Below are 25,100 nucleotides of genomic sequence, written 5' to 3'. Positions count from 1 at the left end.
CCGGCAGCAGCCGGGCGGGGCCCCGCCATGTTCCCGGTTACCGGTCGAGCACCGCCCGCAGGGCCTTCAGGTCGTCCTCGGTGGGGTGCCAGGTGCCGGCTTCGGCGTTGGCGCGTACCTGCTCCGGTGTGGTGGCGCCGGCGATGACCGAGGTGACTGTCGGCTGAGCCGCCAGGCCGCCGATCGCCACGTGCAGCATCGGCACACCCCGCTCCGCGGCGTACGCCTCGATGCCCTCGATGGTGTCCCAGTCGGCGGCGGCGAGGCGCTGGGCGTACCGTCCGCCGCCCGCCAGCCGGCTGCCCGCGGGTGGCGCCTCACCCCGCTTGTACTTGCCGGTGAGCAGCCCGTTCGCCAACGGGAAGAACGGCAGCATGCCCAACCCGAACCGGTCGCAGGCCGGCAGCACCTCGATCTCGGCGTCCCGGTTGAGCAGGCTGTAGTGGTTCTGTGCGCTGACGAACCTGGTGAACCCCCGGGTCTTCGCCGTCCAGTCGGCGTCGGCGATCTGCCAGCCGGCGAAGTTGGAGTTGCCGAGGTACCGCACCTTGCCGGCGCGGACCAGGTCGTCCAGGGCGGACAGCGTCTCGTCGATCGGGGTGCCTGGATCCGGCTCGTGGAACTGGTACAGGTCGATGTGGTCGGTGTCCAGCCGCCGCAGCGACGCTTCGACCGCCCGGATCACGTACCGCCGCGAGCCGCGTACCCCGAAGTCCCGTCCGTTGCCGCCGGCCATCGACATGCCGAACTTGGTCGCCAGCACCACCTCGTCCCGGCGGCCCTTGAGGGCCGCGCCGAGCTGCGCCTCCGACGCACCGTGCGGCTCGCCGTAGATGTCGGCGGTGTCGAAGAAGTTGATCCCGGCGTCGAGGGCCGCGTCGACCACCGCGCGGGTGCCGTCGAGATCGAGTTTGCGGCCGAAGTTGTTGCAGCCGATCCCCACGACGGACACCACGAGCCCGGAGTCGCCCAACCGGCGATAGGTCATCTCACTCACGAGATCACCATATGTCGCCCCGTCGGGTCGTCGCAGGGCCGACCACCGGAGCTGGTGCGGTGGTCAGCCCACGTCCCAGACCGGCTCGTCGGTCTCGACCACCTCGCCGTCGCCACGAAACAGCAGGAACCTGTCGAAGGTGCGGGTGAACCAGCGGTCGTGGGTGACCGCCACCACCGTCCCGGCGAAGGCGGTGAGCCCGGCTTCCAGCGCCTCTGCCGAGGCCAGGTCGAGGTTGTCGGTGGGCTCGTCGAGCAGCAGCATCGTCGCCCCTGACAGTTCCAGCAGCAGCACCAGGAAGCGGGCCTGCTGGCCGCCGGAGAGGGTGCCGAAGCGCTGGTCACCCTGCGCTGCCAGTTCGTACCGGGACAGCGCCGCCATGGCCGCGTGCCGGTCCATGCCGTCCCGGTGCTCGTCGCCCCGCCAGAGGATCTCGACGAGCGTCCGGGCCATCAGCTCGGGCCGGTCGTGGGTCTGGGAGAAGTGACCGGGACGCACCCGGGCGCCCAGTCGGGCCACCCCGTCGTGCGCCACCGGCGCCAGCGCCGCCGCACCGTCGACCGGGCCGTTCGCCGGGTCCGGGTCCGTCCCGCCCCGGGCCAGCAGGCGCAGGAAGTGCGACTTGCCGGTGCCGTTGGCGCCGAGCACCGCGAGCCGGTCGCCGTACCACAGCTCCAGGTCGAAGGGGTAGGTCAGGCCGTCCAACTCCAGCTGCTCGCAGACCAGCGCCCGCTTGCCGGTCCGCCCGCCGGCCAGCCGCATCCGGATGTCCTGCTCCTTCGGCGGTACGGGCGGCGGCCCGGCCTCCTCGAACTTGCGCAACCGGGTCTGCGCCGCCTGATAGCGGGAGGCCATCCCATCGTTGTACGCGGCCTTCTGCTTGTACATCAGCATCAGCTCGCGCAGCTTCTGATGCTCCTCGTCCCATCGCTTCCGCTGCTCGTCGAGACGGGCGTGGCGGGCCACCCGCGCCGCGTGCCAGCTGGCGAAGCCGCCCGGGTGCACCCAGGCGCTGCCGCCCTCCACCGCGACCACCCGGTCGGCGGTGTGCGCCAGCAGTTCCCGGTCGTGCGAGACGTAGAGCACCGACTTTGCCGACTCCCGCAGCCGCGCCTCCAGCCAGCGTTTGCCCGGCACGTCGAGGAAGTTGTCCGGCTCGTCGAGCAGCAGCACCTCGTCGGGGCCGCGCAGCAGCAACTCCAGGGCGAAGCGCTTCTGCTGCCCGCCGGAGAGGGTCCGCACCGGGCGCTGTCGGGCGGTCTCCCAGGGCAGATCGAGAACGATCGTGGCGACCGTGTCGAAGAGCACCTCGGCGTCGTACCCACCGGTCTCGCCCCAGGCGGCCAACGCGTCGGCGTACGCCAGCTGGGCCTTGCCGGCGGCGGTGCTGTACTTGCCGCGCAGCTCGGCCTCCCGCATGGCCGCCTCGGTCTCGGCCAGCCGGCGACCGGCGTCGCGCAGGGCCGGCGGGGCGAGCGACAGGGCCAGGTCGGCCAGGGTCGACTCGTCGCCGATCATGCCGATGAACTGGCGCATGACACCCAGCCCACCGGTACGCGCGATCGTGCCGGCGGGTACCGGGAGGTCACCGGCGACCATCCGCAGCAACGTCGTCTTGCCCGCCCCGTTCGGCCCGACAAGGGCCACCTTGGCGCCCTCACCGACCCGGAACGACACGTCGGCGAAGAGTTCCCGCCCGTCCGGCAGGACATGCCCGACCGCCGCCACGTCCACGTATCCCACGCGGGCATCCTGCCCGAGCCGGACCGGCCGGCCAACCGATTACCCGGTCAGCGGGTGACGCGCAACACCCGGAACCCCTTCTGGCTGGCGTGTCGGGTCACCTGCCAGCCCTGCTCGACCAGCCAACTCTGCAACGAGTCACCGCCGAGGTGGCGAGCCACCACGAGCCAGGCCACCCCGTCCGGGGCGAGCCGGGGCAGCCAGCGCAGCAGCAGCTGGTGCAGCTCGTCCTTGCCGACCCGGATCGGCGGGTTGGACCAGATCTGTGCGAAGCGGAGGTCGGCGGGCACCTCCTCGGGTGCCGTCACCCGCAGCCGGCCGGACAGCCCGAGCCGGGTGGCGTTCTCGGCCGTCAGACCCCGGGCCCGCTCGTTCACGTCCACCGCCCAGGTCGTCGCCGTGGGGGCGACGGTGGCGAGTACGCAGGCGATCGGGCCGAATCCACAGCCGAGGTCGAGCAGGGCACCTGTGGTCGTGGGGGCCGGTGGCTCGGCCTTGCGCAGCAACACGGCGGTGCCGGGGTCGAGGCGGCTGGCCGAGAAGACCCCGGACGCCGAGACCAGTGTGTAGTCGCGCCCGGCGACGGTGAACTGCACCTCACGCGCCTGGGCGGGCGCGTTCGGCTCGGCGGTGAAGTAGTGGTCCCCGGTCACGCGGGCCATTCTCGCACCGAGCCGGATCCGGCCGAAGGCGCGGCGGCCGCAGTGGATCCGACACGTCGATCCGCCGCGTTTCCGCAAAATACCTACTAAAGGGATAAACATCCCTACTCTGGACGACATGGTGTATCGGTACGACTCCGATGAGGACGCATACGTCCCGTACCGGGACGACGAGCCGGAGAGCGCTTCGCCCCGGCCCGGCCCGCCGCCACCGGCAGGGCCGTCCCCGTCGCGCTTCCCCACCCCGTCGCTGGCCCGGCCGAACCAGATCATGCTGCCGTCGTCGGCACCGCCACGCGGGACGTTCCCCGCCACGCAGGAACCGGCACCACGGTACGACCCGGCGCCGGCCATGCCCGACGAACCGGTGCCGACCGGCGTGGCGGCGGCCCCGCCGGAGCCCGGCACGACCACTGTCGTACCGCGGCCCCGCCGAGGTGGCGGTCGCGCCTGGCAGGTACTTGTCGGTGGCGCCGCGGCGCTGGTGCTGCTCGCCCTCTGCGGTCTCACCGCAGCCACCCTGCTCGACGGTCGGAACCTGATCGGCCAGCAGGCCGCGCCCAGCGCGGCACCGGACACCACCCGTGGGACGGTCCCCGCCGAGGCGAGCGACCTCGATTCCCGGGACACCGACCAGGCACCGCTCACCGCTCGCGAGGTCTTCCCCGCCAGCACTCTCGCCGTCGGTGACGGAGAAAACGGCTACGAGGTGCTGCGCACCCAGTCCAGCGCCAGTTGCGCGGTGGCCGCCACCGGCGAGGTCGGGGAACTGCTGGTCCGGCTCGGCTGCAACCAGGTCGTCCGGGCAACCCTCCGCACGCCGGACGGCGACCACCTGGTCACCACGGGGCTGTTCAACCTCACCGACCGGTCCAGTGCCGAACGGGCTCGGGACCGGATCCGCCAACTGCTCGACGAGCGGCAGGGCCGCTTCCGCGGCATGTCGGCGGGGGATGACACAGAGGTCGTCGCCACCGCCCCGGCACGGGTCGGCTGGCAGGTACGCGGCCACTACATCGCCTACGCGGTGGTCGCCCGCACCGACGGCGCCACCATCCGCTCCGGTGACACCACCGTCCGCGAGATCCTCTTCGACATGCTCGAACAGCACCTCAACCAGGGCGTGCTGGAGCGGCGTGCCGAGGGCGGGACGGCGAGCCAGCCGACCGAGGGGCCGACCGACGACACCGGCAACCAGGACGAGTCCACCGAGGACTGACCGGTCGGCAACGACGGGAGGCGGGCCCTGACGGGCCCGCCTCAGCTGTCGACGGCGACCCGCAGCCGCCGGGTCGCCTCAGCCCGGCGCGCGTACTCGACGGGGTCGTCCGGATAGCCGACGGCCACCAGGGTCAGCCCGTGCGCCGGTGCCACGGTCACCTCGCTGGCCCGCTCCCGACGCGCCAGCAGGTCGGCTGGCCAGCGCACCGGCCGACGGCCGTCACCGGCGACCAGCATGGCACCGACCAGGCTGCGGACCATCGCCTGGCAGAACGCGTCGGCCTGCACGGTGGCGACAAGCGTCCCGTCGGCGTCCCGCCGCCAGTCCAGCCTGGTCACCTCCCGCAGCGTGGTGGCGTTCTCCTTGCGCCGGCAGTACGCGGCGAAGTCGTGCTCCCCCACCAGTCCGGCCGCCGCGGCGGCGAGCCGGTCGAGGTCGAGTACGCGGGGCCAGGCCAGGATCTCGTGCCGACGCAGCGGGTCGCACCCCCACGGCGCGTCGGTCACCCGGTATTCGTAGCGGCGGAAGGTCGCCGAGAATCGGGCGTCGAAGGTGGCCGGCACCGCACGCATCGCCCGCACCCGCACATCGGTCGGGAGCAGGCGGGCCAGCCGGCGCAGCAGCCGCCCCTCGTGCACCCCCCAGACATCGGTGGGCAGGTCCAGGTGGCAGACCTGCCCGGTGGCGTGCACCCCGGCATCGGTGCGGCCGGCGACTGTCAGGCCCGTCGCCACGCCGGCACCGAGCACCAGATCCAGCGTCTCGACAAGCACTCCCGCGACGGTCCGCCGCTCCGGCTGGGCGGCCCAACCGGAGAAGGCTGTGCCGTCGTACGCGACGTCCAGCCGCAGCCGGGTGCGCTCCTCCACGTGGTACCTCCTGGGGTCGGCGACGAAGTCCCTGGTCCGCCTGCGGCGGGCCGGGTCAGCAACCGGGAACTTCGCCATCGACCCTAAACGGGTCGGGCCCGGCACCCCCCTGGGGTGCCGGGCCCGACGACGGCCTGGATCAGGCCTTGCCTTCTTCGGTGGCCAGGTCGCTGTCCTCGCGGGCAGCGGCGGTGTCACCGGAAGCCGACTGCGGCGGCTCGGCGTCCTGGTCGGCCGGCTGCGACGCGGGGGCCTCCTCGGCCGGCGCCAGCGCCTCGACCTTGTCCTGCTGGGCGGCCTTGCGGCCGGCGGTCTTCTTGTTCGCCTTCGGCTCGGCGACCTGAAGCTCCTCGACCAGCTCGATGATCGCCATCGGCGCGGCGTCACCCTTGCGCGGACCGGTCTTCACGATCCGGGTGTAGCCGCCGTTGCGGTTGGCGTACCGCGGCGCGATCTGGTCGAACAGGGAGTAGACCACGTCCTTGTCCTTGACCACGGTCAGCACCCGCCGACGCGACGCGAGGTCGCCCCGCTTGGCCTTGGTGATCAGCTGCTCGGCGAGCGGACGCAGCCGCCGAGCCTTGGTCTCGGTGGTCTGGATCTTGCCGTGCTGGAACAGCGCGGTGGCCAGGTTGGCCAGCATCAGCCGCTCGTGCGCGGGGCTGCCGCCGAGGCGGGGGCCCTTGGTGGGCGTGGGCATGCTTGGTGCTCCTCAGGTGTGGCGGCAGCGCGGACTAGAGCTGCTCGGTCTCGCGGTAGTCGTCGGTGTCGTAGTCGGCCTCGCCGAAGGCGTCCACGACGTGCGCCGGGTCGAAGTTCGGAGCCGAGTCCTTCAGCCCGAGACCCATCCCGGCGAGCTTCATCTTGACCTCGTCGATCGACTTCTGACCGAAGTTGCGGATGTCGAGGAGGTCGGCCTCGGTACGCCCGATGAGCTCACCAACGGAGTTGATGCCCTCGCGCTTGAGGCAGTTGTAGGAGCGGACGGTCAGGTCCAGCTCCTCGATCGGCAGGGCCAGGTCCGCCGCCAGCTGCGCGTCCTGCGGAGACGGGCCGATGTCGATGCCCTCGGCGGTCTCGTCCAGCTCACGGGCCAGCCCGAACAGCTCCACAAGCGTCGAACCGGCCGAGGCCAGTGCGGTACGCGGGCCCATCGACGGCTTGGTCTCGACGTCGATGATCAGCCGGTCGAAGTCCGTCCGCTGCTCGACGCGGGTCGCCTCGACGCGGTAGGTCACCTTGAGCACCGGGGAGTAGATCGAGTCGACCGGGATCCGGCCGATCTCCGCGCCCGCCTGCTTGTTCTGTGCCGCCGTGACGTAACCACGCCCCCGCTCGACGGTCAGCTCCATGTCGAGCCGGCCCTTGCCGTTGAGGGTGGCCAGCTTCAGGTCCGGGTTGTGCACCGAGACACCGGCCGGAGGCTGGATGTCACCGGCGGTCACGTCGCCCGGGCCCTGCTTGCGCAGGTACATGCTGACCGGCTCGTCGTGCTCGGAGCTGACGCAGAGCTCCTTGATGTTCATGACGAGCTCGACCACGTCCTCCTTGACCCCGGGAATCGTGGTGAACTCGTGCAGCACACCGTCGATCTTGATCGAGGTGACCGCCGCACCCGGGATGGACGACAGCAGCGTACGCCGCAGCGAGTTGCCCAGGGTGTAGCCGAAGCCCGGCTCCAGCGGCTCGATGGTGAACCGGGACCGGGTCTCGTTGATCGACTCCTCGGAGAGGGTCGGTCGCTGGCTGATGAGCATGTCTTCTCTTCTCTTCCGGGGCGCCCGCCATATGACGCCCACGACACAAACTGTTCCGGTGGCCCGCCCCGCCGGGGGAGGGCCACCGCAACGAGCCCTTACTTGGAGTAGAGCTCGACGATCAGCTGCTCCTGGACCTGGGTGTCGATCACCTGTCGGGCCGGGAGCGAGTGCACCAGGATCTTCATCTGGCTGGGGATCGCCTCCAGCCACGCCGGAACGGTCTTGGAGCCGGCCTCGGCCTGGGCCACGATGAACGGGGTGAGCTCCTTGCTCTTGCCCCGGACCTCGATGATGTCGTGCTCCTTGACGCGGTACGACGGGATGTCGACCTTCTTGCCGTTCACCGTGAAGTGACCGTGCTTGACCAGCTGACGGGCCATGTCACGGGACTTGGCGTAGCCGGCCCGGTAGACCACGTTGTCCAGCCGCGACTCGAGGATCTGCAGCAGCACCTCGCCGGTCTTGGCCTTCTTGCCCACGGCTTCCTCGTAGTAGCCGCGGAACTGCTTCTCCAGCACGCCGTACACGCGGCGGGCCTTCTGCTTCTCACGGAGCTGGAGCAGGTACTCCGTCTCCTTCGTGCGGCCGCGGCCGTGCTGCCCGGGCGGGAACGGCCGGGACTCGAACGGGCACTTCGGACCATCGCACTTGCTGCCCTTGAGGAACAGCTTCATCTTCTCCCGCCGGCAACGGCGGCAGTCAGCACCGGTGTAACGAGCCATCTCTCTCTACCTCTCAGACCCGACGACGCTTCGGCGGACGGCACCCGTTGTGCGGCTGCGGGGTGACGTCGGAGATCTGCCCGACCTCAAGGCCCACGGCCTGCAGCGAACGGATGGCGGTCTCCCGGCCGGAACCGGGGCCCTTGACGAACACGTCGACCTTGCGCATGCCGTGCTCCATGGCCCGACGCGCGGCGGCCTCGGCGGCCAGCTGTGCGGCGAACGGAGTCGACTTGCGGGAGCCCTTGAAGCCCACCTGGCCGGACGAGGCCCAGGAGATGACGGCACCAGTCGGATCGGTGATCGAGACGATGGTGTTGTTGAAGGTGCTCTTGATGTGCGCCTGCCCGTGGGCGACGTTCTTACGTTCCTTGCGCCGGACCTTCTTGACGGCGGCTCCGGCACGAGCCTTCGGTGGCATAAGTCTGTGCGCTCCTGAATGGGTTCTGGCTTCTCGCCCTGTTGATTTCGTAGACACCGGTTCCGGTTGGAGCCCGGCCTACCTCGACGGAGAACGACCAGAATTCCGGTTAAAGAATTACTTCTTGCCCGGCTTCTTCTTGCCGGCGACAGTCCGCTTCGGGCCCTTGCGGGTCCGTGCGTTGGTCTTGGTCCGCTGGCCACGCACGGGCAGGCCCCGGCGGTGCCGGATGCCGGCGTAGCAGCCGATCTCGACCTTGCGGCGGATGTCAGCGGCGACCTCGCGGCGCAGGTCGCCTTCAACCTTGTAGTTGGCCTCGATGTGGTTGCGGAGCTGGACCAGCTCCTCGTCCGTGAGGTCGCGGACGCGCTTGTCCGGCGAGATGCCGGTAACGCTGAGCGTCTCCAGGGCGCGGGTGCGGCCCACGCCGAAGATGTAGGTGAGCGCGATCTCCATCCGCTTTTCGCGGGGAAGGTCGACGCCGACTAGACGTGCCATGTGCGGGCGTACTCCTCGTGGTGTGCTGGCGAAGGTGTGGACCCGTCCCACCCCGCTACCGGCCGTCCCTGTCCTTCCGACGCCGATGGCGCCGGCGACCGGGATCGGTCGCTGCCCGAGCGGGCCCCGGCCTTCGACCGGGGGTCAACCACGATTGAGTACGCGCTGCGCACCGCTCGCGGCTGGGACGAGCATGTGTGTTGTGTGGGCTGGTTCAGCCCTGGCGCTGCTTGTGGCGCGGGTCGGTGCAGATGACCATGACCCGGCCGTGCCGGCGGATCACCCGGCACTTGTTGCAGATCCTCTTGACGCTCGGCTTGACCTTCACGGTTGCCTTACTTCCCATCTGGCCCGGCGCCACGAGGCGCGACACCGGACGTCGAAGACGGACACGGGACGTTTCCCGGCCGCCGTCAGGCTTACTTGTAGCGGTAGACGATGCGCCCGCGGGTCAGGTCGTACGGCGAAAGCTCGACGACGACTCGATCCTCCGGCAGGATGCGGATGTAGTGCTGCCGCATCTTGCCGCTGATGTGAGCCAGCACCTTGTGGCCGTTGGCGAGCTCCACCCGGAACATAGCGTTCGGCAGGGGCTCGATGACCCGACCTTCGATCTCGATGGCTCCGTCTTTTTTCGGCATGTCCTCCGCTGTCCTGACGTCGGTTGCTCCGGACGGCCCACAACGTCTTACACGGGTGCTTGACCAAGATCAGGCTTCCCGCGCCAGCCGCGGCTCCGCGTCCCACCGAAGCGCTGGTGGGCATGGCGGAGTGGACGCTGTGCGCCGATCAGAAAGTGTACGCCCGCCTGCACGCGGTCGCCAAACCGACCGGCCAGCTGGGCTCGGTCCGGTCCCGAAAACGGGACGTTCAGCCCACATCGCCCCGGTCGGGGCCTCGCACCGGCGTCTCGGTGACCTCGCCGGCCTCGGTATCCGCCGGGCCACCGGGGGCCGCCGCCGCGTCGCCGGTGACGTCGTCGCCGACCACCGCCCGCCGATCGCCGGGGACGCCGCCGGTCGCCAGCGCGGCACCGTCGCCGGCCGCTCCCCCGCCCGGGCCGACCGGCCCGACGGCACCGGGCTGCTGCTGGCCGAGGGCCTTGCGCTCCCGCTTGAGTGCGCGCTTCTCCGCCCGCCGCTGCCGGCGGCGCTCCCGCTCCGCCGCCCACCGCTGGGGCTCACCGCTGGCCAGTCCGGTGACGGTACGCACCAGGACCACAGCCCCCCACGGACCCGCAACCCAACCCGGCCAGAAGTAGAGCGCTTCACGGGTCGCCAGCGAGCTGACCGCCCAGATCGCCACCACGATCCCGACCACCTTCAGCCAGGGTTCCCAGACCTCGACCAACCAGCGCGCGGTCAGCCCACGTCCGACCCCGGCCGGCACCGGGGCGTCCGGCCCCCGAGGCGTCGGCACCACCGCACCGACGGGCGCCGGCAGATCGCTGACGAGGGCATCCAACTCGGCGTACGTGCGGGCGGCATAGGCCCGCTGCAACCGCTCGTCGTACTCGTGCAGGTCGAGCCGGCCCTCGTCGAGGGCGACCCGGAGGCGTTCGGCGACGGCCTGCCGGTCAGAGTCCGCTGCCCGCATCGCGTCCCGCTCGTCCATGCCGGCAAGCATGCCACCGCGCTGCCAGCGCCGCCCTGCCGGCCGTACCGGAGGGATCCCGCCGCGGTGCTCCCGGACGGTCCGCCGCCGCTGCCCGTCAGGCGGTGTGCGTGGCGCTCGGCTGGCGAGCGGTGACCAGGTCGCCCAGGCGGGCACGGCCACCGTCGTGGGCGGTCAGCACCCACACCCCGTCGGGCAGCAGGGCCATCGTGTGCTCGACGTGCGCGGCACGCGAGCCGTCGCGGGTGACGACCGTCCAGCCGTCCGCGAGTTCCGCGGTACGCGGCGACCCCATGGTGATCATCGGCTCGATGGCCAGCGCCAGCCCCGGCACCAACCGCGGCCCCTTGCCCGGCCGCCCGTGGTTGAGCACATGCGGGTCCTGATGCATCTCGGTGCCGATGCCGTGGCCGCCGTAGCCGTCGACGATGCCGTAACGCCCCGCCTTGCGTACCGCGCGCTCCACCGCGTGCGAGATGTCGGTCAGTCGACCCTTGCCGCTGGCGGCGCCGCGAGCGGCCGCAGCGATCCCGGCCCACATAGCGTCCTCGGCCACCTCGGCCATCCGCAGCAGCGCCGGATCGACCTCGCCCACGCCGACCGTGATCGCCGCGTCGCCGTGCCAGCCGTCGAGCACCGCTCCGCAGTCGATCGAGATCAGGTCGCCCTCGGCGAGGACCTGCTTCGGTGACGGGATGGCGTGCACGATCTGCTCGTTGACCGACGAACAGATCGACGCCGGGAAGCCGTGGTAGCCCTTGAACGACGGGACCGCTCCCGCCTCGCGGATCGTCGCTTCGGCGATCGCGTCCAGGTCGGCGGTGCTCACCCCGGGGGCCGCCGCCTCCCGCATCCGGCGGAGCGCCGCCGCGACCACGAGGCCGGCGGCACGCATCTTCTCGATCTGCTCAGGAGTCTTCAGCTGGATGTCCAGCTGGGGACGACGCATGGAGGCGCTACCTTTCGTTGCCGAACAGCGGGGTACGACCGGCGTACCCCGCTGTTCGCACTCTATCCGGCCGGCCGCCGGGCGACCTCAGCCCCCGTACGACCGCAGGGCGTCGATGGCGCGGACCGTGACGTCCTCCACCGGGCCGGTGGCGTCGATGCCGACCAGCTTGCCCTGCGCGCCGTAGTAGTCCACAAGCGGCGCGGTCTTCTCGGCGTACTCCCGCAGCCGCGCGGCGATGGTCTCCGGCTTGTCGTCGTCCCGCTGGAACAGCTCCGCGCCACACCTGTCGCAGATGCCTTCCCGGCTGGTCGCGTCGAACTCGACATGCCAGATCTTGCCGCAGCCCCGGCAGGTACGCCGGCCGGAGAGCCGCCGGATCACCTCGTCGTCGTCGACGACCAGTTCGAGCACGATGTCCAACGCGGTCCCGAGGTCCGCGAGGAGCTTGTCCAGCGCCGCGGCCTGCGGGGTGGTGCGCGGGAAACCGTCGAGCAGGAATCCCTCGGCGGCATCCGGCTCAGCGAGCCGGTCCCGCACCATGTTGATGGTGACCTCGTCCGGCACGAGCTTTCCGGCGTCCATGTACCGCTTGGCCTCGACGCCGAGCGGCGTGCCCTGGGACACGTTGGCCCGGAAGATGTCGCCGGTCGAGATCTTCGGCACGGACAGGTGCGCGGCGATGAACTCCGCCTGTGTGCCCTTGCCCGCACCCGGCGGGCCCACCAGAACCAGTCTCATCTACCGCAGGAACCCTTCGTAGTTCCGCTGCATCAGTTGGCTCTCGATCTGCTTGCTCGTCTCCAGAGCCACGCCAACCATGATCAGCACAGCGGTACCACCGAACGGGAAGTTGAGGTACTGCTGCCGGTCCAGCCAGATGAAGAAGAAGTTCGGCAGGATCGAGATGGTCGCGAGGTACAGCGCACCCGGCAGGGTGATGCGACTGAGGATGAAGTCCAGGTAGTCGGCGGTCGGCTTGCCGGGGCGGATGCCCGGCACGAAGCCGCCGTACTTCTTCATGTTGTCTGCGACCTCGGTCGGGTTGAACGTGATCGAGACGTAGAAGTAGGTGAAGAAGATGATCAGCATGAAGTAGACCACGATGTAGATCGGGCTGGTCGGGTCGACCAGGTTGTTCTGGATCCACGCCTGGGTCTTGCCCGGGTCATTCTGATCAAAGAACTGCAACGCCAGCTGCGGCAGGTAGAGCAGCGACGAACCGAAGATGACCGGGATCACACCCGCCTGGTTGACCTTCAGCGGGATGTAGGTCGAGGTGCCGCCGTACATCCGCCGGCCGATCATGCGCTTGGCGTACTGCACCGGGATCCGACGCTGCGCCTGCTCGATGAAGGTGACAGCGGTGATGACCACCAGGACCAGCGCGATGACGAGCAGGAACTTCCACCAGCCCTGGCTCTCCTTGATCCGCCAGCCCTCGCTGGGCAGGCGGGCGGCGATCGAGGTGAAGATCAGGACCGACATGCCGTTACCGACACCCCGGTCGGTGATCAGCTCACCGAGCCACATGACCATGCCGGTGCCGGCGGTCATCGTCATCACCAGGATGGACAGGGTCAGCCAGTCCGGGATGCCGGTGCCGGTCGGGATGATCTCCTCGTTGCACTGGTTGTTGAACAGCTGCCCGGAACGGGCCAGCGCCACGAACGCCGAGGCCTGCAGGACACCCAGCCCCAGCGTCAGGTAGCGGGTGTACTGGGTGATCTTCGCCTGGCCCGCCTGGCCCTCCTTGCGGAGCTGCTCGAGCCGGGGAATGACCACCGTCAGCAGCTGCAGGATGATCGACGCGGTGATGTAGGGCATGATGCCCAACGCGAAGATCGACAGCTGCAGCAGCGCGCCGCCGGAGAAGAGGTCGAGCAGGTTCAGTACGCCGGTGGAGCCTTCGATGGACTCCAGGCACTTCTGCACGTTGCCGTACGAGACGCCCGGGCTGGGCACCGTGGCGCCGAGCCGGTAGATCGCGATGATGCCGACTGTGAACAGCAGCTTCTTGCGCAGGTCAGGCGTACGGAACGCACTGAGAAAGGCGGACAGCAACTTCTTCCTCCTGCGCGAGGCGGGCCGCCGGTCGTCCCTGGCGGGTCGGGGTGGGTTCCGGGCAAGTGCCCGATATCCATGGCTGGGAAGGGACTCTAACAGCCCGATCCCGGTCCGGGCAGATGTGCCCGGCCACATAAACCGAATCCGATGTTACCGGGCGCACAAGGCCCTTGTAGACCTTGGCGCCCGCCAGCTGGGATCAACTGGCGGGCGCCAAGGTAAAACAGCTCTACAGCTCGGTTGCGGAGCCACCGGCGGCGGTGATCTTCTCCTTGGCCGACGCGCTGAACGCGTGCGCCGACACCTGGAGCGCCACCCCGCCGAGGTCCCCGGTGCCGAGGACCTTCACCGGCTGCCCCTTGCGGACCGCGCCGGCCTCGACCATCTCGGTCGGGCCGACCTGGCCACCGTTGGGGAACAGCTCGGCCAGGCGGTCCAGGTTGACAACCTGGAAGACCACCTTGAACTTGTTCTTGAAGCCCTTCAGCTTCGGCAGGCGCATGTGGATGGGCATCTGCCCACCCTCGAACGCCGCCGAGATGTTCTTCCGGGCCTTCGAACCCTTGGTACCGCGACCGGCGGTCTTGCCCTTGGAGCCCTCACCGCGACCCACGCGGGTCTTAGCGGTCTTGGCACCCGGCGCCGGACGCAGGTGATGGACCTTGATCGTCATTACTCGACCTCCTCGACCTTCACGAGGTGGTTGACCGTGAAGATCATGCCGCGAATCTCGGGCCGGTCCTCCTTGACCACCACGTCATTGATCCGCTTGAGACCGAGCGAACGCAGCGACTCGCGCTGGTTGCGCTTGGTCCCGATCTCGGAACGGACCTGGGTGACCTTGAGACGTGCCATCAGGATGCCACCTCCGCCCGCGAGGCCAGCATGGCCGCCGGCGCGACGTCCTCCACCGGCAGGCCCCGCCGCGCGGCAACGGCCTCCGGGGACTCCAGCCCCTTCAGCGCGGCCACGGTGGCGTGCACGATGTTGATCGGGTTCGACGAGCCCAGGCTCTTGGAGAGCACGTCGTGGATGCCCGCGCACTCCAGCACGGCACGGACCGGACCACCGGCGATGACGCCCGTACCGGCGGAGGCCGGCTTGAGCAGCACCACCCCGGCGGCGTCCTCGCCCGTGACCGGGTGCGGGATCGAGGAACCGATCCGCGGCACCTTGAAGAAGTGCTTCTTGGCCTCCTCGACGCCCTTGGCGATCGCCGCGGGCACCTCCTTGGCCTTTCCGTAGCCCACGCCCACGGTGCCGTCGCCGTCGCCCACGATCACCAGGGCGGTGAAGCTGAAGCGACGACCACCCTTCACGACCTTGGCGACGCGGTTGATCGCGACGACCCGCTCGAGGTGCGGGGTCTTCTCGGCGGGCGCGTTTCCGCGGCCGCCCTCACGGCGGTTGTCGCGGCGACCACCCTCGTTGCCACCGGACCCGCCGCCACGGCGCTGTTGACCTGGCATCAGCAGCCTTCCTTCTCTCTCGTGACGGGGATTGTCAGAACTCGAGCCCGGCTTCGCGGGCGGCGTCGGCAAGCGCGGCGACCCGCCCCGCGTACCGGTTGCCGCCGCGGTCGAAGACGACCTTGGAGATGCCAGCGGCCTTGGCCCGCTCGGCCAGCAGCGTGCCGACCTTGCCAGCCAGGGCGCTCTTGTCGCCCTCCGTGCCGCGCACCGAGGCGTCCAGGGTCGAGGCCGACGCCAAGGTGTGACCCTTGGTGTCGTCCACGATCTGGGCGACGATGTGCCGCAGCGAACGGGTGACCACCAGGCGGGGACGCGCGGCGGTGCCGCTGACGTTCTTGCGCACTCGGAAGTGCCGCCGCGCCCGCCCGACGGCACGCTTGGCGGCGACGCCGCGGCGGCGCTTGAGCAGCGTGGCGCTCACTTCTTACCTGCCTTTCCGGCCTTGCGTCGGATGACTTCGCCCTGGTACTTCACGCCCTTGCCCTTGTAGGGCTCCGGCGGGCGGATCTTCCGGATGTTGGCGGCGACCTCACCGACGAGTTGCTTGTCGATGCCGGCCACGTGGAACAGCGTCGGGCGCTCCACCGTGAAGGTGATGCCCTCGGGCGCCTGCACCTGCACCGGGTGCGAGAACCCGAGCGCGAACTCCAGGTCCTTGCCCTTGGCCACGACCCGGTAACCGGTGCCGGCGATCTCCAGGCTCTTACGGTAGCCCTCGGTGACCCCGACGATCATGTTGGCGACCAGGGTACGGCTCAGGCCGTGCAGTTCCTTGGCCTTGCGCTCGTCGTTCGGGCGGTTGACGCTCAGTTGCCCGTCCTCGGCCCGCTCGATGGTGATCGGCTCGGCCAGGGTGTGCGACAGCTCGCCCTTGGGGCCCTTGACCTTGACGGTCCGGCCGTCGATCGTCACGTCGACTCCGGATGGCACCGGGATCGACTTACGTCCAATACGCGACATTTCTACCTGTCTCCCGTTACCAGACGAAGGCGAGGACTTCCCCGCCAACGCTCCGCTTGCGGGCCTGCCGGTCGGTAAGCAGCCCCTGGGACGTCGAAATGATCGCCACGCCCAGCCCACCGAGCACCCGGGGGAGCCCGTCCGACTTGGCGTACACCCGCAGACCGGGCTTGGAGACGCGCTTGATACCGGCCAGGCTCCGCTCCCGGTTCTGGCCGTACTTCAGCTCGACGACCAGTCGCTTGCCGACGGCACCCTCCTCGGGCTCCTCGACTGCCCAGGTGGCGATGTAACCCTCGGACTTGAGGACCTCGGCGATGTTCGCCTTGATCTTCGAGTAGGGCATCGTCACCCGGTCGTGGTACGCCTGGTTGGCGTTACGCAGACGCGTGAGCATGTCTGCGATCGGGTCGGTCATCGTCATGAAAACTCGTCAACCTTTCTCGCCGGGGTTCCCGCGACACGTCGCAGGCCTACGGCGAAGAGACAGTCCAGCTGACGCGCCGGAGCGCGCCGGGCTATTACCAGGAAGCCTTGGACACGCCGGGCAGCTCACCGCGGTGGGCCATCTCCCGGATGCACACCCGGCAGAGCCCGAACTTGCGGTAGACCGCCTTGGGACGCCCGCACCGCTGGCAGCGGGTGTACGCGCGAACCGAGAACTTCGGCTTCGCGGCCGCCTTCAGGATCAGCGCCTTCTTGGCCATCTCAGTTCTCCTTGAACGGGAAGCCCAGGAGCTTCAGCAGCGCCCGGCCCTCGTCGTCGGTCGTGGCGGTCGTGACCACCGTGATGTCCATGCCCCGCTGGCGATCGATCTTGTCCTGGTCGATCTCGTGGAACACCGACTGCTCGGTCAGACCGAACGTGTAGTTGCCGTGCCCGTCGAGCTTGCGCCCGTCGAGGCCGCGGAAGTCACGGATACGCGGCAGCGCGATGGACAGCAGCCGGTCCAGGAACTCCCACATCCGGTCGCCGCGCAGGGTCACCTTCGCGCCGATCGGCATGCCTTCCCGCAGCTTGAACTGCGCGATGGACTTCGTCGCCCGCCGGACCTGCGGCTTCTGGCCGGTGATGGTGGCCAGGTCGCGGACCGCACCGTCGATGAGCTTGGCGTCCCGGGCAGCCTCGCCCACACCCATGTTCACGACGATCTTGACCAGCCGCGGCACCTGCATCGGGTTGCCGTACTCGTACTGCTCGCGCAGCTGGGCGATGATCTCGTTGCGGTACCGCTCCTTGAGGCGCGGCATCGTCTTGGTTTCGGTAGCCGTGGTCATCACAGGTCCTTACCGGTGCTACGCGCGATGCGAACCTTCTGGCCGTTCTCGTCGATCCGGTAACCGACGCGGGTCGGCTTGCCGTCGGAGTCCACGACCATCACGTTCGAGACGTGGATCGGGGCCTCCTGGGTGACGATGCCACCGGTCTTGGCGCCACGCTGGGTGGTGCTGATGCGAGTGTGCTTCTTGATCCGGTTCACGCCCTCGACCAGGACCTTGTCCTGCCGCGGGTAGGCCGCGATGACCTTGCCCTTGGCACCCTTGTCCTTGCCGGCGATGACGACGACCGTGTCGCCCTTCTTGACCTTCACGGTCACAACACCTCCGGCGCGAGAGAGATGATCTTCATGAACCGCTTGTCCCGCAGCTCGCGGCCGACCGGGCCGAAGATACGGGTACCGCGCGGGTCCCCACCGTCCTTGATGATGACGGCGGCGTTCTCGTCGAAGCGGATGTACGAGCCGTCCGGCCGCCGCTTCTCCTTGGCGGTGCGGACGACGACGGCCTTGACCACGTCGCCCTTCTTCACACCGGCACCCGGGATCGCGTCCTTGACGGTGGCCACGATGACGTCGCCGATGCTCGCGTAGCGCCGACCGGAGCCACCGAGAACCCGGATGCACAGGATCTCCCGGGCACCCGTGTTGTCGGCGACGCGCAGTCGCGACTCCTGCTGAATCACGTCTATCTCCTATGTCTGCCGGTTCTCCGGCCGCCGGAGCGGCCGGAGCCTGGCGGAACCTGCGCCCGACCGTCCCGGCCGAGCTCGAGCCTTCGCTACTTGGCCTTCTCGAGGATCTCCACGAGCCGCCACCGCTTGGTGGCGGAGAGCGGCCGGGTCTCCATGATCAGGACGCGGTCGCCGATGCCAGCGGAGTTCTGCTCGTCGTGGACCTTGAGCTTGCTGGTCCGGCGCATGATCTTGCCGTACAGCGCGTGCTTGACCCGGTCCTCGACCTCGACCACGACGGTCTTTTCCATCTTGTCGCTGACCACGAGGCCCTCACGGACCTTGCGGCGGCCCCGCGGCTGGGTGGCGGTCGTGTTCTCGCTCATGAAGCAGTCACCTCAGTCGGCGCGGCCGAGAGCCCCAGCTCACGCTCACGCATGATCGTGTAGATCCGGGCGATCTCCCGACGGATGACCTGCAGCCGCCGGTTGTTGTCCAGCTGCCCGGTTGCGGCCTGCACGCGGAGGTTGAACAGCTCCGCCTTGGCCTCGCGCAGCTTCGTGACCAGCTCCTCCTCGGAGAGCTCACGCAGCTCGGAGGCCTTAACGCCCGCTGCCATCAGGATTCACCCACTTCGCGCGTAACAATGCGGCACTTCATCGGGAGCTTGTGGATCGCGCGACGCATCGCCTCTCGCGCGATCTGCTCGTTCGGGAAGGACATCTCGAAGAGAACCCGCCCGGGCTTGACGTTCGCGACCCACCACTCGGGCGAGCCCTTACCGGAACCCATCCGGGTTTCCGCCGGCTTCTTGGTGAGGGCCTGGTCCGGGAAGATGGTGATCCAGACCTTGCCGCCACGCTTGATGTGGCGGGTCATCGCGATACGCGCCGACTCGATCTGCCGGTTGGTCACGTACGCCGGTTCCAGAGCCTGGATCCCGAACTCGCCGAACACCACCCGGTTGCCGCCCTTGGACGCGCCGCTGCGGTCCGGGTGGTGCGGCTTGCGGAAGCCCTTCGGGGGCTTGCGCGGCATCAGCATCTGTCAGCCCTCCTGCTGCGTTTCTGCCGGAGCCGAAGCGGCAGCCGCGACAGCAGCGCTGTCTACCGGCTCGCCACTCGGCGTCTCGGCCTGCTGCGCGACGGTCGTCGCGGCAGCCCGGCCGGCCTCGGTGCCACCGGAGGTCGTGCCGGACGAACCCGACCGACCGCGGCGCGGCCGCTCGGGCCGGTCACCGCGCTCCCGGCGCGGGCGCGACGGCGCCTCGGTCGGAGTCTCCCGACCCGGCACCGCGTCACCCTTGTAGATCCAGACCTTCACGCCGATCCGGCCGAAGGTGGTACGGGCCTCGAAGAAGCCGTACTCGATGTTGGCCCGCAGCGTGTGCAGCGGAACCCGACCCTCGCGGTAGAACTCCGTGCGGCTCATCTCGGCGCCGCCGAGGCGACCCGAGACCTGCACCCGGATGCCCTTGCACATCGGGTTCTTCATCGCCGACTGCATCGCCTTGCGCATCGCGCGGCGGAAGCTGACCCGGCTGGAGAGCTGCTCGGCAACGCCCTGGGCGACCAGCTGCGCGTCCGACTCGGGGTTCTTCACCTCGATGATGTTCAGCTGCACCTGCTTGCCGGTGAGCTTCTCCAGCTCGCCGCGGATCCGGTCGGCCTCCGCGCCCTTACGGCCGATGACGATGCCCGGCCGTGCGGTGTGGATGTCGACGCGGACCCGGTCGCGGGTGCGCTCGATGTCAACCTTGGAGATGCCGGCGCGCTCCAGCCCCTTGGACATCATCCGGCGGATCTTGACATCCTCGCCGATGTAGTCCTTGTAGAGCTTGTCCGCGAACCAGCGGGACTTCCAGTCGGTAGAGATGCCGAGCCGGAACCCGTGCGGGTGAACCTTCTGACCCATTACTCGGCGCCCTCCGTGTTGCTTTGCGTCTCGGCCGGCGCGGTCTGCTTCGCCGGAGCCGCCTTGTTCGCCGACTTCCTCGGCGCGGCCGGCGCGACCGCCTCGACCGCCACGGTGATGTGGCAGGTGCGCTTACGGATCCGGTACGCCCGGCCCTGCGCCCGTGGCTGGAACCGCTTCATCGTCGGGCCCTCGTCCACGAACGCCTCGCTGACGAGCAGCGCGTCGGGGTCCAGCCGCTCGTTGTTCTCCGCGTTGGCGATCGCGCTCGCGAGCACCTTGTACACCTGCTCGCTCGCAGCCTGCGGCGCGAACTGCAGCACCGTGAGAGCCTCCTTCGCGGGCAGGCCGCGGACGAGGTTGACCACCCGGCGCGCCTTCATCGGCGAGATGCGCACGTGTCGCGCAACCGCCCGCGCGCCCGGAAGCACCGGAGCGTCGCCCTTTCCTGGCATCGCTGTAACCCCTTGATCCTCTATCCGTATGCCCGCGGCGTCAGCGCCGGCGGCTCTTCCGGTCGTCCTTTTCGTGACCCTTGAACGTGCGGGTCAACGCGAACTCGCCGAGCTTGTGCCCGACCATCGCCTCGGTCACGAACACCGGGACGTGCTTACGTCCGTCGTGCACGGCGATCGTGTGCCCGAGCATCTCCGGGATGATCGTCGAGCGCCGCGACCAGGTCTTGATGACGTTCTTCGAGCCCTTTTCGTTCTGCGTCTCCACCTTCTTGAGCAGGTGGTCGTCGATGAACGGGCCCTTCTTCAGGCTGCGAGGCATGTCTTATCTCCCTCAGCCGCGCTTACGCGTGGCGTAGCGACGGCGGACGATCAGCCGGTCACTCGGCTGGCCCTTACGACGGGTGCGGCCCTCGGGCTTACCCTGCGGGTTGACCGGGTGGCGACCACCGGAGGTCTTGCCCTCACCACCACCGTGCGGGTGGTCGACCGGGTTCATGGCGACACCACGCACGGTCGGGCGCTTGCCCTTCCAGCGCATCCGGCCGGCCTTACCCCAGTTGATGTTTGACTGGTCGGCGTTGCCGATCTCACCGATGCTGGCGCGGCAGCGCACGTCCACCCGCCGGATCTCGCCGGACGGCATACGCAGGGTCGCGTACGCGCCCTCGCGGCCGAGCAGCTGGATGCCGACACCGGCCGAGCGGGCCAGCTTGGCGCCGCCGCCCGGACGCAGCTCCACGTTGTGGATCGTGGTACCGACCGGGATGTTGCGCAGCGGCAGGTTGTTGCCCGGCTTGATGTCGGCGCTCGGACCCGACTCGACGGTGTCGCCCTGCTTCAGGTCCTTCGGCGCGATGATGTAACGCTTCTCGCCGTCGGCGTAGTGCAGCAGCGCGATCCGCGCGGTGCGGTTCGGGTCGTACTCGATGTGCGCGACCTTGGCCGGCACACCGTCCTTGTCGACCCGCTTGAAGTCGATGATCCGGTACTGACGCTTGTGGCCGCCACCCTGGTGCCGGGCGGTGATCCGGCCGTGCACGTTCCGGCCGCCCTTCTTGGGCAGCGGAGCCAGCAGCGACTTCTCGGGCGTCGACCGGGTGATCTCGGCGAAGTCGGCGACGCTGGAGCCACGCCGGCCCGGCGTCGTCGGCTTGTACTTACGAATAGCCATTGTCTACACCCCTCAGCTGACCGGGCCGCCGAAGGCCTCGATGCGGTCGCCCTCAGCCAGCTTCACCATCGCCCGCTTGGTGTCCTTGCGCTTGCCGAACCCGGTACGGGTCCGCTTGCGCTTGCCCTCGCGGTTGAGCGTGTTGACCGTCAGGACACGGACGTTGAAGATCTGCTCGATAGCGATCTTGATCGCGGTCTTGTTCGCGTCCGGGTGCACCAGGAAGGTGTACCAGTTGCGGTTCAGCTCGCTGTAGCTCTTCTCCGAGACGACCGGCGCGACGATGATGTCGCGCGGATCGGCGATCGTGCTCACTTGCCACCCTCCTCGGTGGTCTCGGCCGGAACGCCCAGGAACTCGTCCAGGGCCTCCTTGGTGAAGACCACATCGTCGGCCACCAGCACGTCGTACGTGTTGAGCTGGCCGGCCTCGATCAGGTGCACCCGCGGCTCGTTGCGCAGCGACACCCAGTTCAGCTCGTCGGTGCTGCTCAGCACGACCAGCACCCGCCGGGCGGTGGTCAGCTTGGCGAGCGCGGTCAGCGCAGCCTTGGTCGACGGCTTCTCGCCCGAGACGAACGCCTCGACGACGTGCACCTGCCCGGCGCGCGCCCGGTCCGACAGGGCGCCACGCAGTGCGGCGGCCTTCATCTTCTTCGGGGTGCGCTGGCTGTAGTCGCGCGGCACCGGGCCGTGGACCACGCCACCGCCGGCGAACTGCGGCGCGCGGATCGAGCCCTGCCGGGCCCGACCGGTGCCCTTCTGCTTGTACGGCTTCTTGCCGCCGCCAGCGACCTCGCCCCGGGTCTTGGTCTTGTGGGTGCCCTGCCGGGCGGCAGCGAGCTGCGCCACGACGACCTGGTGCATCAGCGCGATGTTGGCCTGCGCGTCGAAGATGTCGGCGGGCAGCTCGACCGAGCCGGTCTTGGTGCCCTCTGAGTTGAGGACGTCAACGGTGGTCACTTGCCCACACCGCCCTTCTTCGCCTTGGCCTTGGCCGCGGTACGGACCAGGACCAGCGCGCCCTTGGGGCCAGGGATGGCGCCACGGACGAGCAGGAGATTGTTCTCGGTGTCGACCGCCTGGACGGTCAGGTTCTGCACGGTGTAGCGCACGCCACCCATGCGGCCGGCCATCCGGGTGCCCTTGAAGACGCGACCCGGAGTGGCGCAGGCGCCGATGGAGCCCGGCGAACGGTGCTTGCGCTCGACACCGTGGCTGGCCCGCAGACCGTGGAAGCCGTGCCGCTTCATCGGGCCGGCGTAGCCCTTGCCCTTGGTCTTGCCGGTCACGTCGATCGAGACGCCGACCGGGAACTCCTCGACCGTGACCTCCTGGCCGAGCGAGTAGTCCGCGGCGTCGTTGGTGCGCAGCTCGACGATGTGCCGGCGCGGCGCCACGTCAGCCTTGGCGTAGTGCCCGCGCAGCGGCTTCTTGGCCTTCCGCGGGTCGATCGTCCCGTACGCCAGCTGGACCGCGGAGTAACCGTCCTTGTCGGCGTCACGAACCTGGGTGATGACGCAGGGGCCGGCCTGAACCACGGTCACCGGGACAACACGGTTGTTGTCCCAGACCTGGGTCATGCCGAGCTTCGCGCCCAGGATCCCCTTAACTTGCCTGTCCATGTGTCCGGTCCCTACAGCTTGATCTCGATGTCGACGCCAGCCGGCAGGTCGAGGCGCATGAGCGAGTCGACCGTCTTCGGGGTCGGGTCGATGATGTCGATCAGTCGCTTGTGCGTACGCATCTCGAAGTGCTCGCGCGAGTCCTTGTACTTGTGCGGCGAGCGGATGACGCAGAAACGGTTGATCTCCGTGGGCAGCGGCACCGGGCCCGCGACCTGCGCCCCGGTACGCGTCACCGTCTCGACGATCTTCCGAGCCGAGGAGTCGACGACCTCGTGGTCATAGGCCTTGAGCCGGATGCGGATCTTCTGTCCCGCCATGGTGGCTTCTGTTCCTTCTCTCGATGCCGCTGTGTTGCGGGTGCCTGTACCGGCTGGCACAGACCCTCTTCGCCCACCCCCGCGGTCGGGCGTGTCGCGCCCTGGGGCCAGGCTCCGCCCCGGGACACCGGAGCGATCCTGACCGCGGTGGGTCGAGGCGCCGATCGCACTGAGGCGACCTGAGCGCCGCGCGAGGGTGGTTGACGGACGGGCCGCCAACCACCCCACGCCCGACTGCTCTGCCTACCCGGAGGTTCAGCGGAAGCCGAACACGGGCGGCGAACTGTCGTTACGCAACCTGACTAGTATGCCGCACGACCGGCGGCGGGTCTAATCGGGGTTACCCAGCTCACTTGATGATCTTGGTGACGCGACCAGCGCCGACCGTACGGCCACCCTCCCGGATCGCGAACTTGAGGTTGTCCTCCATCGCGATGGGCTGGATCAGCTTCACGGTCATCGTGGTGTTGTCGCCCGGCATGACCATCTCGGTGCCCTCGGGGAGGGTGACGACACCGGTGACGTCCGTGGTCCGGAAGTAGAACTGCGGACGGTAGTTCTGGAAGAACGGGGTGTGCCGGCCGCCCTCCTCCTTGGAGAGGATGTAGACCGTCGCCTCGAACTCGGTGTGCGGGGTGCTGGTGCCCGGCTTGACGACCACCATGCCGCGCTCGACGTCCTCGCGCTTGATGCCGCGCAGCAGCAGACCGACGTTCTCACCCGCACGGGCCTCGTCGAGCAGCTTGCGGAACATCTCGATGCCGGTGCAGACCGTCTTCTGCGACTTCTCGCGGATACCGACGATCTCCACCTCCTCGTTCGGCTTGAGCACGCCGCGCTCGGCGCGACCGGTGACGACGGTGCCACGACCGGTGATCGTGAACACGTCCTCGATCGGCATCAGGAACGGCTTCTCGGTCTCGCGCTCCGGCTGCGGGATCGCGGTGTCGACCGCGTTCATCAGCTCCAGGAGGCGGCCGGTCCACTCCGGGTCGCCCTCGAGGGCCTTGAGCGCCGAGACACGAACGACCGGCAGGTCGTCGCCCGGGTACTCCTGGGCCGAGAGCAGCTCACGGACCTCGAGCTCGACGAGCTCCAGCAGCTCCTCGTCGTCGACCATGTCGCTCTTGTTCAGCGCCACGACGATGTACGGCACGCCGACCTGGCGGGCCAGCAGCACGTGCTCGCGGGTCTGCGGCATCGGGCCGTCGGTCGCCGCGACCACCAGGATCGCGCCGTCCATCTGGGCGGCACCGGTGATCATGTTCTTGATGTAGTCGGCGTGACCGGGGCAGTCGACGTGCGCGTAGTGCCGCGCCTCGGTCTGGTACTCGACGTGCGCGATCGAGATCGTGATGCCCCGGGCCTTCTCCTCGGGCGCCTTGTCGATCTCGTCGAACGGCGTGTACGGGTTCAGGTCCGGGTACTGGTCGTGCAGGACCTTGGTGATGGCCGCCGTCAGCGTCGTCTTACCGTGGTCGATGTGACCAATGGTGCCGATGTTGACGTGCGGCTTAGTCCGCTCGAACTTCGCCTTCGCCACTGGTGTCCTCCTGTGGACTTCTTGGTTCGTTCGCCCCGGCGCGCCAGGTCGGCGCTTAGGACTCTGTCGACAGCCTTTCCGGCCTGACGGCCGGAGAGCTTTGTGGGTTCTGCGGCGATGAAGCCTACAGGCCCGGAATTCACACAATCCGACCGAGGTGGTC

The 25,100-nt window shown here is 69.1% G+C and carries 37 protein-coding genes and 1 pseudogene; 1 reads left to right on the top strand and 37 read right to left on the bottom strand.

Annotated elements, in window-relative coordinates; all coding sequences use genetic code 11:
* Positions 1–37 precede the first annotated feature (37 nt).
* From AB0I71_RS25485 to AB0I71_RS25475, 3 genes are all read right to left on the bottom strand, one after another.
* A complete protein-coding gene (locus AB0I71_RS25485) occupies positions 38–988 on the bottom strand; it encodes an aldo/keto reductase (protein WP_357588744.1) in 951 nt (316 codons plus the stop codon).
* A 72-nt stretch (positions 989–1,060) separates the two neighbouring features.
* Positions 1,061–2,740, bottom strand: a complete 1,680-nt coding sequence (locus tag AB0I71_RS25480) for an ATP-binding cassette domain-containing protein (RefSeq protein ID WP_357588661.1) — start codon at positions 2,738–2,740, stop codon at positions 1,061–1,063.
* Between the two features lie 47 nt (positions 2,741–2,787).
* Entirely contained in the window at positions 2,788–3,393 is a 606-nt protein-coding gene (locus tag AB0I71_RS25475) for a methyltransferase (protein WP_357588659.1), read from the bottom strand.
* 127 nt (positions 3,394–3,520) lie between these two features.
* Between AB0I71_RS25475 and AB0I71_RS25470 the strand changes: the two genes are divergently transcribed.
* Complete coding sequence (locus AB0I71_RS25470) at positions 3,521–4,621, top strand: hypothetical protein (RefSeq protein ID WP_357588657.1); 1,101 nt, start codon at positions 3,521–3,523, stop codon at positions 4,619–4,621.
* 41 nt (positions 4,622–4,662) lie between these two features.
* Here the strand turns inward: AB0I71_RS25470 and truA are convergent, their stop codons facing one another.
* The 34 genes and pseudogenes from truA to tuf all read right to left on the bottom strand — a co-directional run bounded on the left by truA (position 4,663) and on the right by tuf (position 24,937).
* A complete protein-coding gene (gene truA, locus AB0I71_RS25465; protein WP_357588655.1) occupies positions 4,663–5,493 on the bottom strand; it encodes a tRNA pseudouridine(38-40) synthase TruA in 831 nt (276 codons plus the stop codon).
* A 139-nt stretch (positions 5,494–5,632) separates the two neighbouring features.
* Positions 5,633–6,193, bottom strand: a complete 561-nt coding sequence (gene rplQ, locus AB0I71_RS25460) for a 50S ribosomal protein L17 (protein ID WP_357588653.1) — start codon at positions 6,191–6,193, stop codon at positions 5,633–5,635.
* 34 nt (positions 6,194–6,227) lie between these two features.
* Complete coding sequence (locus tag AB0I71_RS25455) at positions 6,228–7,250, bottom strand: DNA-directed RNA polymerase subunit alpha (protein ID WP_013735931.1); 1,023 nt, start codon at positions 7,248–7,250, stop codon at positions 6,228–6,230.
* Between the two features lie 98 nt (positions 7,251–7,348).
* Positions 7,349–7,975 carry a 30S ribosomal protein S4 gene (gene rpsD, locus AB0I71_RS25450; protein ID WP_123240570.1) on the bottom strand — a complete coding sequence of 209 codons (627 nt, stop codon included), beginning with the start codon at positions 7,973–7,975 and terminating at the stop codon, positions 7,349–7,351.
* Positions 7,976–7,988: 13 nt separating this feature from the next.
* Positions 7,989–8,396 (bottom strand): 30S ribosomal protein S11, encoded by a 408-nt coding sequence (gene rpsK / locus AB0I71_RS25445; protein WP_013288613.1) that lies wholly within the window; start codon positions 8,394–8,396, stop codon positions 7,989–7,991.
* Positions 8,397–8,513: 117 nt separating this feature from the next.
* The gene (gene rpsM / locus AB0I71_RS25440) at positions 8,514–8,894 is read right to left on the bottom strand and encodes a 30S ribosomal protein S13 (protein WP_357588650.1); all 381 of its coding nucleotides are present in this window, start codon (positions 8,892–8,894) and stop codon (positions 8,514–8,516) included.
* Positions 8,895–9,108: 214 nt separating this feature from the next.
* Positions 9,109–9,222, bottom strand: coding sequence for a 50S ribosomal protein L36 (rpmJ, locus tag AB0I71_RS25435; protein ID WP_012184307.1), 114 nt, complete (start codon positions 9,220–9,222; stop codon positions 9,109–9,111).
* Positions 9,223–9,313: 91 nt separating this feature from the next.
* Positions 9,314–9,535 carry a translation initiation factor IF-1 gene (infA, locus tag AB0I71_RS25430; protein WP_007073013.1) on the bottom strand — a complete coding sequence of 74 codons (222 nt, stop codon included), beginning with the start codon at positions 9,533–9,535 and terminating at the stop codon, positions 9,314–9,316.
* Positions 9,536–10,019: 484 nt separating this feature from the next.
* Positions 10,020–10,508 (bottom strand): annotated as a pseudogene (locus tag AB0I71_RS25425) (DUF1707 domain-containing protein); the annotation flags it as partial.
* A gap of 97 nt (positions 10,509–10,605) precedes the next feature.
* Complete coding sequence (gene map / locus AB0I71_RS25420; protein ID WP_357588648.1) at positions 10,606–11,457, bottom strand: type I methionyl aminopeptidase; 852 nt, start codon at positions 11,455–11,457, stop codon at positions 10,606–10,608.
* A gap of 87 nt (positions 11,458–11,544) precedes the next feature.
* Positions 11,545–12,198, bottom strand: a complete 654-nt coding sequence (locus AB0I71_RS25415) for an adenylate kinase (RefSeq protein WP_210936527.1) — start codon at positions 12,196–12,198, stop codon at positions 11,545–11,547.
* Positions 12,199–13,521 carry a preprotein translocase subunit SecY gene (gene secY / locus AB0I71_RS25410; protein WP_204000280.1) on the bottom strand — a complete coding sequence of 441 codons (1,323 nt, stop codon included), beginning with the start codon at positions 13,519–13,521 and terminating at the stop codon, positions 12,199–12,201.
* 232 nt (positions 13,522–13,753) lie between these two features.
* Complete coding sequence (gene rplO, locus AB0I71_RS25405; protein ID WP_357588645.1) at positions 13,754–14,197, bottom strand: 50S ribosomal protein L15; 444 nt, start codon at positions 14,195–14,197, stop codon at positions 13,754–13,756.
* Entirely contained in the window at positions 14,197–14,379 is a 183-nt protein-coding gene (rpmD, locus tag AB0I71_RS25400; RefSeq protein ID WP_018784560.1) for a 50S ribosomal protein L30, read from the bottom strand. The genes rplO and rpmD overlap by 1 nt, the downstream gene beginning before the upstream one ends.
* Positions 14,379–14,993: a 30S ribosomal protein S5 gene (gene rpsE / locus AB0I71_RS25395; RefSeq protein WP_093403623.1), complete on the bottom strand. Its 615-nt coding sequence runs from the start codon at positions 14,991–14,993 to the stop codon at positions 14,379–14,381. Before rpsE ends, rpmD begins: the two co-directional genes overlap by 1 nt.
* Before the next feature lie 34 nt (positions 14,994–15,027).
* Positions 15,028–15,417 carry a 50S ribosomal protein L18 gene (gene rplR / locus AB0I71_RS25390; protein ID WP_093403621.1) on the bottom strand — a complete coding sequence of 130 codons (390 nt, stop codon included), beginning with the start codon at positions 15,415–15,417 and terminating at the stop codon, positions 15,028–15,030.
* A complete protein-coding gene (rplF, locus tag AB0I71_RS25385) occupies positions 15,414–15,956 on the bottom strand; it encodes a 50S ribosomal protein L6 (RefSeq protein WP_357588641.1) in 543 nt (180 codons plus the stop codon). Before rplF ends, rplR begins: the two co-directional genes overlap by 4 nt.
* A 16-nt stretch (positions 15,957–15,972) precedes the next feature.
* Positions 15,973–16,380 carry a 30S ribosomal protein S8 gene (rpsH, locus tag AB0I71_RS25380; protein ID WP_093403619.1) on the bottom strand — a complete coding sequence of 136 codons (408 nt, stop codon included), beginning with the start codon at positions 16,378–16,380 and terminating at the stop codon, positions 15,973–15,975.
* A gap of 97 nt (positions 16,381–16,477) precedes the next feature.
* On the bottom strand, positions 16,478–16,663 hold the full coding sequence (locus AB0I71_RS25375) for a type Z 30S ribosomal protein S14 (protein ID WP_007073023.1): 186 nt from the start codon (positions 16,661–16,663) through the stop codon (positions 16,478–16,480).
* Position 16,664: 1 nt separating this feature from the next.
* Entirely contained in the window at positions 16,665–17,234 is a 570-nt protein-coding gene (rplE, locus tag AB0I71_RS25370) for a 50S ribosomal protein L5 (RefSeq protein WP_093403618.1), read from the bottom strand.
* Entirely contained in the window at positions 17,234–17,554 is a 321-nt protein-coding gene (gene rplX / locus AB0I71_RS25365; protein WP_170863408.1) for a 50S ribosomal protein L24, read from the bottom strand. The genes rplE and rplX overlap by 1 nt, the downstream gene beginning before the upstream one ends.
* Positions 17,551–17,919, bottom strand: a complete 369-nt coding sequence (gene rplN, locus AB0I71_RS25360; RefSeq protein ID WP_007073026.1) for a 50S ribosomal protein L14 — start codon at positions 17,917–17,919, stop codon at positions 17,551–17,553. Before rplN ends, rplX begins: the two co-directional genes overlap by 4 nt.
* Before the next feature lie 95 nt (positions 17,920–18,014).
* A complete protein-coding gene (gene rpsQ / locus AB0I71_RS25355; protein WP_099849597.1) occupies positions 18,015–18,293 on the bottom strand; it encodes a 30S ribosomal protein S17 in 279 nt (92 codons plus the stop codon).
* The gene (gene rpmC, locus AB0I71_RS25350) at positions 18,290–18,526 is read right to left on the bottom strand and encodes a 50S ribosomal protein L29 (protein WP_007073028.1); all 237 of its coding nucleotides are present in this window, start codon (positions 18,524–18,526) and stop codon (positions 18,290–18,292) included. The genes rpsQ and rpmC overlap by 4 nt, the downstream gene beginning before the upstream one ends.
* A complete protein-coding gene (gene rplP / locus AB0I71_RS25345) occupies positions 18,526–18,951 on the bottom strand; it encodes a 50S ribosomal protein L16 (RefSeq protein ID WP_007465292.1) in 426 nt (141 codons plus the stop codon). Before rplP ends, rpmC begins: the two co-directional genes overlap by 1 nt.
* Positions 18,952–18,954: 3 nt before the next feature.
* On the bottom strand, positions 18,955–19,821 hold the full coding sequence (rpsC, locus tag AB0I71_RS25340) for a 30S ribosomal protein S3 (protein ID WP_203997238.1): 867 nt from the start codon (positions 19,819–19,821) through the stop codon (positions 18,955–18,957).
* A complete protein-coding gene (gene rplV, locus AB0I71_RS25335; protein WP_093403614.1) occupies positions 19,821–20,276 on the bottom strand; it encodes a 50S ribosomal protein L22 in 456 nt (151 codons plus the stop codon). Before rplV ends, rpsC begins: the two co-directional genes overlap by 1 nt.
* 40 nt (positions 20,277–20,316) lie before the next feature.
* Positions 20,317–20,598, bottom strand: coding sequence for a 30S ribosomal protein S19 (gene rpsS / locus AB0I71_RS25330; protein WP_013735950.1), 282 nt, complete (start codon positions 20,596–20,598; stop codon positions 20,317–20,319).
* Positions 20,599–20,610: 12 nt separating this feature from the next.
* Entirely contained in the window at positions 20,611–21,450 is an 840-nt protein-coding gene (gene rplB, locus AB0I71_RS25325; protein WP_204000273.1) for a 50S ribosomal protein L2, read from the bottom strand.
* 12 nt (positions 21,451–21,462) lie between these two features.
* Positions 21,463–21,765 (bottom strand): 50S ribosomal protein L23, encoded by a 303-nt coding sequence (rplW, locus tag AB0I71_RS25320; protein ID WP_093403611.1) that lies wholly within the window; start codon positions 21,763–21,765, stop codon positions 21,463–21,465.
* Complete coding sequence (rplD, locus tag AB0I71_RS25315; protein WP_093403609.1) at positions 21,762–22,412, bottom strand: 50S ribosomal protein L4; 651 nt, start codon at positions 22,410–22,412, stop codon at positions 21,762–21,764. Before rplD ends, rplW begins: the two co-directional genes overlap by 4 nt.
* The gene (gene rplC / locus AB0I71_RS25310) at positions 22,409–23,074 is read right to left on the bottom strand and encodes a 50S ribosomal protein L3 (RefSeq protein ID WP_357588637.1); all 666 of its coding nucleotides are present in this window, start codon (positions 23,072–23,074) and stop codon (positions 22,409–22,411) included. The genes rplD and rplC overlap by 4 nt, the downstream gene beginning before the upstream one ends.
* Before the next feature lie 11 nt (positions 23,075–23,085).
* Entirely contained in the window at positions 23,086–23,394 is a 309-nt protein-coding gene (gene rpsJ / locus AB0I71_RS25305; RefSeq protein ID WP_007073037.1) for a 30S ribosomal protein S10, read from the bottom strand.
* Between the two features lie 349 nt (positions 23,395–23,743).
* Complete coding sequence (gene tuf, locus AB0I71_RS25300) at positions 23,744–24,937, bottom strand: elongation factor Tu (protein ID WP_099849588.1); 1,194 nt, start codon at positions 24,935–24,937, stop codon at positions 23,744–23,746.
* Positions 24,938–25,100 lie beyond the last annotated feature (163 nt).

Origin of the sequence: Micromonospora sp. NPDC049891, assembly GCF_040660295.1 — a bacterium.
Lineage (GTDB): Bacteria > Actinomycetota > Actinomycetes > Mycobacteriales > Micromonosporaceae > Micromonospora.
Note: the sequence above shows the minus strand (reverse complement) of the source record. Positions and strands in the feature narration are given on the sequence as shown.